Consider the following 13604-nt stretch of genomic DNA (forward strand, 5'->3'; position numbering starts at 1 on the left):
CCTTCGTGGTAACCCGAATCCTACGTTGTGTTTTCCTAGTGGCAACGCCTCAAGCCATCATCCCCCGACCGTCGTCGCCTGCTTCTGCAGCACGTCGCCAGTTGGACTAAGGACCACCACCACGGCAGCAGAGCCCATTTGGCCGTCGTCGGCAACGGCTACGTTAGCCTTGGTGCCATCCACTGGCTTTGGACTTGCCGCCAACGACGTGGATGCCAGCGCGGGCTTGGTGCGAATATCGACTTTCAACCCCGGGGAAGCGCTATCCACTTCGACGACGCATCTCAGGCCTTTCCAGGTGACGGCTTTGATGGTAACCGCCAGTACGGTCGTGGTCATGGCCGCGCCCGTTGCCTTGAGTTCGAGTATTGGCACTAGGCATTCCTGGAGACTGATGCCACCATGGGCGTACTCGTCCCCCGCTTTGAAAGATGTTACCCCCGGAGCGTAGGCTACTTGGACGTCCTTGCACCAATCCCAGCCGAACGTCAGCGAGGTGCCATGGGCGGTGTCCTTCAGTACCGCGCAGCGGCCCCAGCGGGTCTCCGCCCGGTGCTTGGGCAGTTCGGTCTTTGGCAAGCCGCCGGGAAGCAGCAACCAACCGTGGTCGGTCACGATGCGCACACGCTTCCAGCCGGCTTGGCACAGCTCGGAAACCCGCTCCACCACATGGTCCAACTGAGTCTCTAGGTCTCGCGCCAGCCGCACGCCGTGTTCGTGGCCGTAGTGGTCTAGGTCGCCCGCCTCGGTCCACGCGCGGCCCTGCGGGTCTCCGGTTTCGTGCTTATCCAAAGGCTGTACGCCGTGCTCGGCCAGCAGCTTGCGGAAATTGTGGCCCGACAGCGGTTTCCCGTCTTTGGCTATGCGGGGCTCGAACTCCACATCGTCAGCTGTGCCTGACACCTGGTCTGCAACGGGCGAACACCAGGCCTTGCCGGAAGCGGTCACCGACGGCAGGCTGGTCCAACGGGTAGAAAGTCTCATCTCGCCGAGCCCTGACAGACGCTCGCGCAGGCGAACCGCCACATCGAAGCGCAAGCCATCGACGAACAGCGTGCAGGTGCCGGCGCTTTGCTCCCCGACTGACTCCGCAGACAAAGGCGCCAGCCCACCAGTGACCTTGATGGCCTCCTGCAGCCGCCTGGCCGCTTCCTCCACCCAAGGCAGGTAGACGGCGCGAAGGGCAGCCGAGACTGCGTCCACATCAGACTTTAACTGCACGGCGCCCAGCGCAAGCAGCGCAGCATCGTCAACCTGCCAGGCCGACTGCTGATAGCTCGCTGCGAGCTCGGCAGGCTTTTGGCCGATGGGAACAGTCACGCTAAGCTCAGCAACTTTGGACAGATGCGCCAGCGCTGCCGCAAGCGGTGCGCGACCCATACGGTTCCATAGCCAGCTGCGGCGGATGCCATGTTCCTTCTCGGCATCGAGAATCGCGGTGCGCGCTTCGTGCGCATCCATGGGAGCGCAGGCCAACAGGGCAATTCGCAGCGCGGACTCACTCTGTTCATTCGCCAGCGGGTAACCGGCCAATTTACCAACGTCAGGAAACAGTCCCATCTGTGGGGGCTGTGCCGTAACAAGCAGTTTGAAAATGTTTGGAAAGCTGGTGTACGAGTCTCTGTAGAGCTCGGCGACCGCAGTCCATTTTCCCTCGGCTTTGGCCAACAGCTCGGCCGCCACAAGCGTTCCGGCGGAGACGGGGTCGACTCCAAAGTCCGACTTACACCGCTTCGCAAACACGTCCCAACGAACACCTTTCCACTGACTCCGGGCGCTGTCGGGGTCGTTCAGCCAGACCAGCAGGTCACGTGTGGGATTGGGCGCCAACAGGCTATAAAGCCACTCGGCGTTAATTTGCCGCTCGTTAAGCCCGTCCACGCTTCGGTCCAGTAACACCCCGGCCTTCAAAGCCTGGCCAAGGGCTTCTTGCGTGGCCTTGTCTTGCGCCACGTCCAGACCCAAACCACCGTTCTTCGATGCCAGAAAGGCGCTCGGAGTCCAGTCCTTTGCATTCGCCTGGCTCCAATATGCACCACGATACTGAAGTTCCGCCAAGGGTTGCAGGTCGCGCGAACAACTTTCGATAGCGCGCAGGTCTGCACGACTGACGCCCGGTAGATAAATCACTGGCACCGCGCCAGCTGGCACAATGCTCAGCGTACGAGCAACCACGCATTTCAACCATATGGCGGGGCCACAGCGTCGCTCGGGTTCGTAGGAGCCCAGTACCACCAACTCGGGCATCACCGTCATGGCGCGCTCAAGGACCGACTCCCATAGCCGTTCCTTGTCCGGCCACAGCACGACTGTCGTAGGGGCCGCCGCGTGGCTGTTGCCTGCCGCTGCTTTGCCCAGCGCGTTGGCCAAGCGACTCAAAACTGTGTCACTCATACTGCCGGCCTCGCATGGGGTTCAGTGAACTGCAACGCGGACGTCGCGCAACGACACAAGGGGTCGTTCGAAGCCCGCTTACAGACCGCGCACGGCTCATAGTAAAGGCGCTCTTCCACCTGAATCTGCGGTGGGCGGGTGCCCGTATGGGTCCAGAAGTAACTCGGGTTCACCCGAGCCATCACCTCACCCGGCACGAGGCCGTTATCTTCCCGCGCTCCCAAATTCGAGCGCACCATGAGGTCGCCGGGTTCGGTAGGGGCACCTGCGTTGACTTCGGAATCTAACAAGCCCGAGCGCACCCATCCTGCATTGAGGCAGGGAGTGGCGAGCGCAAATTCGAGGTCATGCACCTCATTCTCGGCGCGCCCCTTCTGATTCATGGACCACGCTTGAATCTTCAGCACGAGGTTCTCGTCGATGCTGATGTCAAGTTCGAGTCGCTCCCTGAACGGACGAGCATTAGCATCCACCTTCAGCAACATGTTGCACAGCGGACGACGCCTGTCATCAGGCAGCACACGAGGCCCTGGCCGGTGCGGGCTAACCAGATTGAACTTTCCGAATCCATCGCTCGGGTCAACGCAGTACAGCGAGAAACGTTCGCTTCGCTGTTCCCGCTCCAGCGGCATTTCCAGGCCGGCCTGGAGCAGCGGCAAGTAGGAATTGCGCGCCAGCGTGAGCTCCACGTTCTTGGCCAAATGCAGACGCGCCTGGTCATGGGCTACCCATGCGGCTCCGTCGGCGATGGCAGAAGCGCTTTTACGCGAGACATGGACTCGGCCTGGCCCGAACAGCTCGTCGAGACGGTTTTTCACCAGCGGCATGTTCACCATGCCGCCCGTGGCCAGGCAGAGTTCGACCGACGCCGATGAATAGCCTTCGCGCTCCAGCAGTCGCTCGATTCGGGACACCCCCTTACGTACCAAGTGTCCCACGATGTCCTGAAGGTCGTCGCGCGATAGCGTCACCTCTAGGACGGCCTGTTCGTCGCTTTGATAGTACGGGTCGACGTAGACGGTCCAGGTATTTCGGCCGCTCAGTTGAATCTTGGCCTCCTCGCACTGGTGCAGCAGGCGCTTGCGCGCCTCGGGCAGCACCTCAACATCGTCTGCTAAAACTTGCGCTGCCCGCGAACGCCGCTCCACTTCGTTGCTAAGCTCTTCATCGAACACGTCGCCACCGACCTCATCGGTACCGTCGTTGGCCACTTGCACCAGCAACCCGTCGAGCACGCGGCACAGCGTTAGGTCCAGCGTACCGCCTCCCCAGTCGAAGACCAGCAGCAGCTTTCCGTTATAACGCTTAATCAGGCCCTGGGTGCCTTCCGAGGAGCGGAGGTAGCCATACAGGGCTGCCAGTGGCTCGTGAACGAACTGCACCACACTCATACCAGCCTGCCTGAATGCCTGACGAAGCAGCGCACGCCGTCGGCCTTCCATATTGACCGGGATAGTCGCAACGACACGGTCCATCTTGAGGTGATGGCCAGCGTCAGTCTGCAAAACGAAGCGACGGACATGGTCGAGCACGTACTCGACAATCTGCACAGGGTCCCGCCGGACGCCGTCGATGATAAGTTCATCGCGCCCAAGCAGCGTCTTGGGGGAGCGAACCGTACTGCCCTGGACGCCCAGACCTGCGCTCGTAAGTTTGTCCCGAGCCTTCCGCCCGACCTCCACCTTGCCGCCCTCGAAGCTCACAACCGAGGGGGTCGGCTGCTCATTGTCCAGAAAAGTAATGACCGCGTCGCCGACGACGGCCGACGCCAAGCTATTTGTCGTCCCGAAATCGAAACCAAGGACCAAATCGTTGCCAGCCATCCTCTTACTCCCCCTTTAGGTTGCTTTTCTCGGCACGCAGGGCGTCAACCACGTGCTCGGCGCGCTCAAGCATGACCTCGATGCGCGGCGTCTTGTTACGTAGCGCCGTCAGACCTACTTCAAGCATCTCGATGCTATTGTCGAGCCGCCGCACGAGCCTTCCCCGTAGTCGCTCCAATTCATGCCGAAGGTGCATGCGTTCGGCCTCCTGCGCCTGACCCTGTTGAGCCAGCTCATCGGCGGTGCTGGCGCGCAGAGCCGCCAGCTCAGCTATACGTGCATCAAGCGCCAAGGTAGCTTGCTCCAATTGCTCCTCAAGTTGTGATACTTGAGAGCGCAGCGTACCCGTGTCGCGCTCGGCAACCTCCTGTGCCGCATGCGCCTCGGAAGCGCGTTGACGGAAGCGTTGGCAAACCAGACCAACGCCGGCGGACTGTTCTACCTCAGTGAGCGCACGCAGACGAGCATTGTCATCGGCCAACTCGCGCGCGGCGGGAGCCCAGAGCGCGTGCAGGAGCAGCGATGCCAACTCCTCTAGGTTCACCCCCCGATTGCATGCAAACCAAGTCGCCAGAAGGTTCACGGAATTTCGCCGAAGCACCTGTAGGTCTGCGGGCTTGAGCTCGCGTTTTCCTTCAATATTCTTCGGCTCGAACCGAGCCAACGTGGCCATTGCATCGCCCATTGAAGGTCCTTCGGGCAGGTTGCACACCGCATCTTGGACATCAGGGGTAGCGAAAGCTGCGTGCCGCAGCATCACTTCCTTGACGAATGAGGCGAGCGCCCCGCGCAAGGCAGGGAAGCCCTCCACTTCACGGCTCAATAGCAGCAACTGACGCGGCACCGATAAGAGAACATCTGCGTCGGCTAATACCATCAGACGTGCAGCGGCAGCCTCGTCCAGGCGCGGGCTTCCAGCGATGATACGTGTGACCTTCGGTTTCAGCGCCACACGCTGACCCTTTCGGGCGTAGACATGTGCGATGAATTGCTCGAGCGTTTCGATGTCTGGCTTGACTTTAGCCGGTCCGCTTCCTTTCGCATCCGGCTCGGAGGTCTCGGCTTCTCCTCTGGAGGTAGCCGGTGCAGTCGTGGAGGGCTGAGTCACCGCGTCCAGCAGTCCCGTACCCGAGGTGCTTTCCGAGACTGTTGATGCCAGGTCCGTTGAAGGCATCGGAGCCGCGCTCGTCACGGAAGCTGGCTGTGCTGACATTTCGTCCGTTGCGCGAGGCGCACGCACTGGCACCGGCTCGGAAAGCCTCACCTCACCAGTCTTGGCGTTGATAATCGGGACCTGTCGTTTGTGGTCGGTGTTCATGGTGTTCCTAGTCTCTCGAGCATTGTCTGGGCCCACACGCTGGTGTCGGCGGTACCAACCCACTCTCGAGCCAGTTTGCGTGCCTGACCATGCGACGCCGCATCGTCACGGGCAGCCAGCACTTCGACGGCCAACAACGCGCGTTTGAGGCGGTCGTAGCCCGCGGGGGCGCGGCGCAGGCGGACTTGCAATTCATCGGCGACCATCTTCAAAGCGCCCAAACCACGGCCAGCATCTGCCAACACTTGCAGCGTGTCCTGGTCCGTCAGGAGGTGCTCAATCGTACCAACGGGCGAGGGGGCAAACGCCGTCTCGAAGTGCCACGGCACACCTTGCAGCAGACCGGCAAACGCACCGGAAGCGTGCCGCAATGGGCCTTCAGGCGACAACAACTCAGCGTCGTGGAACTGGTTGAAATGAAAAGCCACCAGCGCCCGCACACTCCTCGCCAGAGGGCGGTCGAATCCTGACAGGAGGTCCGTCGATTGCAAGAATTTCTCGGTATATTGGTCCGGGCGCAAGCCACTGTCCGGAGCCCGTTCCTTGGCCATCACCCCGTAAAGATACTGACAAACACCATCGCAATAGGGCAGGGCGCTGGCAAAGCTACGGCAGTCCTGGATGAAGCGTGCCACCGCGTCGATTGTTAGTACATGGTCACGCGCCATTCGCAGGAAGGAACTTTCGACGCCGACCAGGTGGGCTTCGTCCGCGATGCGAAAGTCGAGCACGCAACGTGAGTCGGCGCCCTCATTGCCTAGCTCGATGTCGACGAACTCTTGGGTCATCATCGCCAAGTATGTGCCCAACGAGGCTGGCGCTACGGCTTTCCCGTTGACCCGGCTGTGCGTGACGTCCTCAACAACGACATCCGCGGGCTGCAGCGGCGTCATCACTTTCAGGGGCAACTGGCCTACGGCGCGACCACGCACAAGGAGCGAGGGCTGCCTCAGTGGATGTTGCTCAAACCGGTGGCGGCGCAGTGCCTCCAGGTTCGCGAAGTGCTGCGCACATTGCTCGCAGACGTAACGAGCAGGCGGCGGGGGTTGATAGACGAATTCGTCCAGTCCTACGGGCTGATGAAACTCGATATACCCAGTGTGCCAGAAGCCCATGGTCAATCCCCCGACTTGGCTCGCGCTTTGCGCTTCTCGGCCACCGACAAATGATGGTCATTGACGCGCTCACCCTTGAACACTTGGTACCATGGTGCGCTTTCCACGTCCTTCCCGCGGTCCTTGTCCCAGTTGATGTTGAGTTTGGGCTTCTTATTGTGGCGTAGGACCTCGGCGGTCATGAATGGACGGATGTTCAGGCGCACGCCGTCGTTGAGGTCGGGGTTCCAGCCGATGGGCTGTTCAGCCAGCGACTTCCATCGCACGAAAATGTCGTATGGTGCCTCGCCTTCGAGGATAAGCTCCAAGCGCTGCTTCAGGTTTCGTGCGTACTCCAGGCGCGTTTGGGCACCATCGACACCCTCGCGTACGCCGGCCTCTTGCTGGCGAATCCAATCGCCCAGGTAAGTGTGAATGAGGCGCTCGAGGTTTTTCGCGTCAAGGGTGTGGTAGTTCACCAGTGCGGCAAAACCGTCCTTCAGGCCGTCCCAGACGTGCCAGATGAAGGGGCGGTGCTGGAAGCACTTAACGTGCTGCTCGAAGAACTTGTCGCGTAGCCAGACATCTAGCCCCTTGCCGACACAGTCGGCATCGGCCAGTAGTTTGTCGAGTATGGCTGGCTTCCAGCTGCCGGGCTTCACGGTCTCCCAGGCGGAAATCAGCAGCTTCAGCATGCGCTCATGTGCGGGCGGTTCGCCGCGCACGGTGGGTAGGCAAATGATGCCGTCGTCGTCGACGTGCTCAGCCAACTGCTCGCAGCGGGCAATCCAGGTGCGGGCCTCGTCGGCCAGCTCCATCGATGCGTCAGATTCCGCTGGCCAGCGATAGCCCGCCAGACGGGCGACGGCCACTTGCAGCGGGTAAGTGGAGGGCTGCGGGTGACCGTGAAACAGCCATTGGGTGGGCGCGTCAGAATAGGGTTGCGGTAGGCCGAAGGGGTAGCGCTTGGATGCGACTTCTTGCCAATGGAGAAGGTCGAACGGAACCTTTGTAAGCGTCGCGTTTGCGACGGACATCTTGTTGTCGATGCGTCGAATAGCCTGCATGTACTCGTCGGACGCGCAGAAACACCAAATTGCAGATAGATGGTTTGCGTCAGTCGGGACTATGGGGCCCATGTTGCTGTCAAAGGCTGCACCCAAATAAAGCGAGGCAGGAAGACTTGCCATTTGGCCGACAGCGACGCCCTTCGTGCCCCACGCCGACAGTCCTTGGCGTCGCGCAAGTCCGTCGCCCTCTGACTCCCATCGGAGGCAGCTGTCAAGACCGTCATATTCGAAACCACCTCTTGACGGACTTTGAAACGGAATCCAGCTATTCCCGTCTAGGCTCACTTCCCAAACCTTGGCACGAAAGCGTCCGTCGTCCCCGGTCTTAATCCCTTGGTAGGACCGCGCGTACCGCTCAAGCAACGTGACTTCACTCGTTTCAGTAAGGAGGACTCGAGCCTCAGGGTTTCCGAACTGCCCCTTCTGGCTTACTTCCACAACCTCGCCTTCGCGCAGCAGCGCCGCCTTCTCCTGAGCCAACCTAGGCGCACTCGCATCAACGCCGCGCATCCGAAAACCGTCTCCCACCGGGGCGTGGCTTTGGGTGAGGAGTATCGCCTGCACTACCTCTCCGCTGATGGTTTCGAAGGCGCCAGAGCCCAGCCGAGCCAACAGGTTCCACTGCGCGAGCTTAAGCAGCGATTCGCGCTGTTTCCTATAGCTGCTAAGGAACAGCCAGTTCTGCGGCATCACGATTTGCACCACACCTGCGCCCGTGCTGCCTTCAGGCTCGCGCGCGAGTTCCAAACATCGCTCCAAGAACACGTTGGCCAGGTCGTTCTTTGCCTCGGGATAATGGCTTTCGCAGAAGTCCTTCAGAGTGTCTTGCTGCTTTCCGCGCGTCAGATAAGGCACGTTGGTCAAAACGAGGTGATAACGCGCTTCCAGCAGCCGGGCGGCATCCAGCAAGCCACGAGCGGTCAGGGCCAAGTCCCAAGTATCGTCCTGCAGCTCGCTGGCCTGCCCCCACAGCGTGGCCGGGCGTTCTGTAGCCAAGGCACTCTCGAGCAGTTCGCGCAAGGTGTCGAAGCTCGACGTGGCCAAGTCGTTCTTCAGGCTTCGCGCCGGGTCCAGTAGGCTGCCTAGCAACGGTGCCTTGGCAAAGCTGGCGTGCAGCAGGCGCAGCTCCTGCCGAAGATATTCGGCGTTTGGCGCGTCGTCAGACACGAGTGCCATCCAATCCTCGGCCTTAGCCGCCACCTTCAAGCCGCAGCAGGCCACCTGCGGTACCGGCATTTCGGCGCGCACACCCAGCGGATAACCGTTCTCGTCCGGAAAGCGCCAAGCGGCGAGGGCCAGCGCAAAGACAGCGATTTCCACGCAGCGAGCGTCCAGCTCAAGGCCGTAAAGGTTGTCGGACAGCACGGCATCCACTGCCTCGCTCGCGCCCAAGTCCTCGGCAACCATGCGCATGGGCACCAGCATCAGGAAGGCTGCTACGAGGAAGTGGCCCGAGCCGCAGCAGGGGTCGAGCAGCTTGAAATTTTGCAGGAGGTCGGGCCAGCCTTCGAAGTTGCCGGCGGCGGGCATACCGTCACCCAAGGTGCGCAGATAGGTCAGCGGCACAGGACAGGCTTTGCCTGGGTGGCGCGTCACCCACCAAGCGCCCAGCGAGTTGTGAAGCAGGAAGTCCACCATATACGGTTCGGTGAAGAGTTGAGTGACGGCGGGCAACTCGTCGGCACCAATCTTCACTTCCGAGGCGTTGACCTCGTCCTTGCGCTTCGCCTGCCAGAACTGATAGACCCAACCCAAGCTGTCACTGGCCTTGAAAACCTCATTGGATAACGCGGCCAGCAGACGTTCCATCTCGCGTTGGTGTTCGGGGGCGAAGGCTAACCCGAACACCGGGCTAAGTGGCTTGAAGACCTGCGGCAACATGCGAGCGGCCAACTTGCCTGCCAATTCCCACTTGGTCTTGGCGCCCAGGTTCATTGCTGGGTCGGCCTCCTGCGCCAGCGCTTCGCAATCATCCAAGGAGACAGCAGCACCGGGTTCCCATAACAGCAGCCCATTCTCGGCTAGGAAACGTGCAAACAGCATGCGATGCCAGTGCTCAAAGGCCACTTCCCACACTAGGTGTTGGACACCCTGCGTGTCATTACTGGCCTTCACATCACCCAACGCACGGCCGTGAGCACGCAGGCGGCGGCGCAGAGCCTTAAACTCGTCGGTCAGGTAATCGGGAGCCTTGGCTTCCGCCACCGCCATCTGGGCTAGCGCGGCACCCGCGCCTTTCTCGGCCACGTCGCGAGCCGCCTTGATGGTGTTTTCCAATTGGGCGCGCAGTGGCTTGGGCAGCGGTTGGTTATTGATGCTGTGTGTCGGCATGGCCTTTATGTCTTTTAATGTCTTTTATGTCTTATCTGTGTCGAAACTCGGGTATTTGAAGAACTGTTACCCGTTCCCTGGTTATATTTTAGAGAGCCACTGGCCCGTGCTTGAGTTTCTCCGTCAATAAATCCTCCACCTCCACCAGCCAAGCCTGCAGCTCCGCCTCGTCATTCAAGGTTCTGCGTGGGATAGTCACGTGCACCACATTTGGCTTAAGCAACTGCACCGCGGCATGACGAGCGGACTCAAAGCGGCTTGCCAGGGCCTGCGTTTTGGCGCTCCAATGACCAAGGTCGCACTCGTCCAGCGCGTCTTGCAACTGCTCGGGCGTGCCCAGCGCAGTCTTAGTCGGTGTGTTCAGATGATGGACCTGAGTAAGCTCGGTGCGTTGAACTTCGGTGAGCTTTGCCCAGTCGGCGTCGGCCTGCAAATGCGCCTGCTGCTGTGAGAACTTCTGTTCGAACGCATCGAGCTTCGCCTTCAGTGCTTGGCGCAGCAGGTCCACAACCTTGTCGAGCAGCGGGCGCACCGGGTCGGGCTCAGCCAGCAGACTGCGCTGAACCTCGATGGCATCCATTTCCGCCTTCAGCTCCGCATAGGGTCCCAAGTCTTTAGCGTGGCGTAGCAGTTCAGTGAGCTGGCGCCAGGCAGGTAGGCGCTTGGCAATAGCGTCAGCTATTTGAACCCAAGACTTGGACAGACCGACGATTTCATCAAAACCTTCAAAGAGAGCCAGTAGCTGCGCATTGCCCGATTGGCCTTCGAGGGATTCGATGAACGCTGGCTTAGGCATTTGCGGCGCGGGCGCGAAGCCACCAGCCTTAGCCGCCTGCTCACGTAGCTTGGCCAACAATGCGGGCGCCTTAGTCAACTCTTCCTTCGGCTGGCATGGCACGCCCACCATGCTGAACAACGAGCGAATCTTGATAAGCTGCGGCGGCGTGATGTTGACGCTCTCGCGCTGGAAAGACGACTGCGTCAGCTTGGCGCGGTCAAGGCTTTTTGCATCGACAGATTTGGAGGATGCATCGGTCGCCTTGATATGACCAGCGGCCAGCAATGCATATAGGGCACCGTCAATAGAATCACGCGGCCAGCCATACGGTGGAGCATCAAAGTTGTCGCGAATCTCGCCCCCCTTCTTGCCGGCGCCGATAAACGCAAGCAGCTTCTGGCAGACCGGATGCTTGTCGGCTTCTTGGCTGTGCCCCACAGCCTTGAGGGCTTCCAGATTGCCTTTGCGAGCCTCGTCCAACACCTTGCTCCACTGGTCGTGGTCAGCTGCGTCGAACTGGCTATATAAGCGAATTGCAGAAGCTTTGGCGGCGCGGTTGATTCGGTCGGCAAGGTCGTTGCCGTCTTGCGCTTCCTGGCCACCTGCCTGAAACACGCGCGCTCCCCCGAAGAGCAGTTCCAGCAGTTCAATTAGCTCCTTTTCCGCGGCGCGCTGACGGCTCTCCATTGAGCGTTGCGCGTCGCGGCCCTCTTCGGTAGAGGGACTGCCCTTCTTCTGCAGCGTCGTGCGCGCGGCTTCCAGCGCCACAATGGCGTTGGCGATTTCGGTTTTGTGCTGCGCGGGCAGAAAAGCGAACAACGTCGGGTTATCGGTCGCCTTGGCCCTAGCCTCGGCGATGACAGACTTCTCCTCGGCTTGCCAGCCATCCTGTATCCACAGGTAGAGGTTCTGGGCGTGGTCCTTGGGCAGCATGTCGTCATAGGTGGGCGTCAGGCGACGCTCAACGTTGTCTTTTCCCTGCACAACGCGCACTTTTTTTAGCACCTCACCGAAGCGGGACTTCAGCAAGTCCGAACGTTTTTGCTCCACGCGCTGCGGCGCGGCCTTCAGTTCTGCCTCTTGGGCGCGGAACTCGTCGTACCAAGCGCTGGATTCGCGGGTCTGTAGTCGGTATTCGGTGCCACTGCCGCCAACCAGGGCCATGACGAGGCGGTCCTTGTTCTGCAGCTCGTCCAGCAGCGCGGGCAGCTTCTTGCGAAGCTCGGCAGAACCCGCCGCGAGGTCGGTTACCAGCAGGTCGGCCAGCGCGTCTTCGGTTGCCTTGATGCCGATGTCCAGAGCAGCGTCTGCGGGAAGCTTGTTGATGAGATAGACGAGCTTGAGCAGGCTGGCCTTGAGCTGGCCATCGGCATCGGCAGCGGCGAAGCGCTGGACGTTCTCGAACACCTCTTTGGGCAGTTGCGCGGTAGAAACCAAGCTCGCGGCAATCTGGTCGTAAAGAAAGTCGCCGGGGACCACATGGCCTAGAGGTACATCGGCAGTGGCCAGCACAGCCTCATGCACCACGCGCAATTGACTGCGCAGCTGAGACACCGTGCCGGTAGTGTCGATGGTTCGGAGAACGCGTTCCCAAAATCTGCGGCGCACCGGGAGCAGCGGGTAGTCCGAGGTCATGACGTCCTCGTCATCAGTGACGTACTCAAGTTTGGTCCCGCGCAGGTGCCGCGAAATCTCGCCTAGGTTGGCTCGCCACACGTGCTCGACCTCAGGCTGGGCCGTCGGCTTCTTGGCCAGAATGATTTGGCGAGTAACGTTCTCAACGTCCCAGTCGCCGAGCATTACCTGCACTGGGAAGCGGCCCATCAGTCGCTGCAGATTGGGCATGCCGGAGAGCGCGGACTGACCGGTGCCGACGAAGAGTAGCTTGCCGTTGAAGTGCTTGGACAGGGTCTCGGTGACCTCCTGCACCTGGAAGGCCTTCTCGGCGTCGGCGCCGATATATTGCTGCACTTCGTCAAGCACGACCAAGGTCAGAGGGAATTTGCCATCCACTGACAGCGCGGCATCAATGGCATCGACCAGTTGGTCGCTTGTGATGTCAGTAACTTCGGGGAATTGGTTCTTCAGAATCAGTCTCAGGTCTTTCTGACTCGCCGCAAGGTCGGGCCGATGCTTCAGGAGCGACTGAGCCAGCGGCATTGAAACGTACATTTCAGCCAACGTCTTTTCGAGACTGCGCCCTTCGGCTTCAAGGTCAGCACGCACTGCTTCCAAAATGCCTTCGCGCATCAGCCACATGTACAACTGGGCTTGGTTGTATTGCGCGGGGAGCCCTTTGGACTTGAAGACGACGCCAAGTAACGCGAGGCGAATGTTGTTACCGGCACCGGAGCCGAGCTTGCCCGCTGCCGCGTGCAGGGCACCGTGACGTTTGCCTTGAGTGCTGAGTTCCTTCAGATGCTCGAACACGCCAGTTGGTAACTTGGCCAGACTGCGAGCAGTGGCGCCATCGGCGAACTGGTAGTCGGTCCAGAGCGTCCGCAACATCTTGGCTAGGTGCGATTTACCACTGCCGTAAAAGCCGGAAATCCAGACGCCCGGCTGCTCGGTACCCGCGTCCAGATTAAGCAGGAATTTGTCGAGAATGGTCTCAAGACCCTTCTCATACTGGCCATCACAAACGAAGGTTTCCAGCTCGTAGCGCAGTATGGCCTGGGCAGCATCAGAGTGGTCTTCAGAAACCTCGGCAACGCCGTTATTAACGAGGCGATTCTCCTTCGGGGGTTTGTTGTAAATGTCCCTGTTCAGCATGGCGGTCCTTAGTCTTGTCTTCGG

At 60.5% G+C, this 13604-nt stretch carries 6 protein-coding genes; all 6 read right to left on the reverse strand.

Going from position 1 to position 13604, the window contains the following annotated elements; translation table 11 throughout:
• Positions 1-57: 57 nt before the first annotated feature.
• Positions 58-2394 carry a BREX-1 system phosphatase PglZ type B gene (gene pglZ, locus NCS28_RS14215; RefSeq protein ID WP_250514392.1) on the reverse strand — a complete coding sequence of 779 codons (2337 nt, stop codon included), beginning with the start codon at positions 2392-2394 and terminating at the stop codon, positions 58-60.
• A complete protein-coding gene (locus NCS28_RS14220) occupies positions 2391-4217 on the reverse strand; it encodes an Hsp70 family protein (RefSeq protein ID WP_250514393.1) in 1827 nt (608 codons plus the stop codon). Before NCS28_RS14220 ends, pglZ begins: the two co-directional genes overlap by 4 nt.
• A gap of 4 nt (positions 4218-4221) precedes the next feature.
• Positions 4222-5535, reverse strand: coding sequence for a hypothetical protein (locus NCS28_RS14225; protein WP_250514394.1), 1314 nt, complete (start codon positions 5533-5535; stop codon positions 4222-4224).
• Complete coding sequence (locus NCS28_RS14230) at positions 5532-6650, reverse strand: hypothetical protein (RefSeq protein ID WP_250514395.1); 1119 nt, start codon at positions 6648-6650, stop codon at positions 5532-5534. The genes NCS28_RS14225 and NCS28_RS14230 overlap by 4 nt, the downstream gene beginning before the upstream one ends.
• A gap of 2 nt (positions 6651-6652) precedes the next feature.
• A complete protein-coding gene (locus NCS28_RS14235; RefSeq protein ID WP_250514396.1) occupies positions 6653-10030 on the reverse strand; it encodes an Eco57I restriction-modification methylase domain-containing protein in 3378 nt (1125 codons plus the stop codon).
• An 88-nt stretch (positions 10031-10118) separates the two neighbouring features.
• Positions 10119-13580 carry a BREX system P-loop protein BrxC gene (brxC, locus tag NCS28_RS14240; protein ID WP_250514397.1) on the reverse strand — a complete coding sequence of 1154 codons (3462 nt, stop codon included), beginning with the start codon at positions 13578-13580 and terminating at the stop codon, positions 10119-10121.
• Positions 13581-13604: the final 24 nt, after the last annotated feature.

It is taken from the genome of Caballeronia sp. INDeC2 (assembly GCF_023631325.1).
In the GTDB taxonomy this organism is placed as follows: Bacteria; Pseudomonadota; Gammaproteobacteria; order Burkholderiales; family Burkholderiaceae; genus Caballeronia.

Excerpts from the sequence above, each read along its gene's own strand:
- pglZ (WP_250514392.1), bottom strand. The coding sequence starts at position 2,394 with ATGAGTGACACAGTTTTGAGTCGCTTGGCCAACGCGCTGGGCAAAGCA.
- NCS28_RS14220 (WP_250514393.1), bottom strand. The coding sequence starts at position 4,217 with ATGGCTGGCAACGATTTGGTCCTTGGTTTCGATTTCGGGACGACAAAT.
- NCS28_RS14225 (WP_250514394.1), bottom strand. The coding sequence starts at position 5,535 with ATGAACACCGACCACAAACGACAGGTCCCGATTATCAACGCCAAGACT.
- NCS28_RS14230 (WP_250514395.1), bottom strand. The coding sequence starts at position 6,650 with ATGGGCTTCTGGCACACTGGGTATATCGAGTTTCATCAGCCCGTAGGA.
- NCS28_RS14235 (WP_250514396.1), bottom strand. The coding sequence starts at position 10,030 with ATGCCGACACACAGCATCAATAACCAACCGCTGCCCAAGCCACTGCGC.
- brxC (WP_250514397.1), bottom strand. The coding sequence starts at position 13,580 with ATGCTGAACAGGGACATTTACAACAAACCCCCGAAGGAGAATCGCCTC.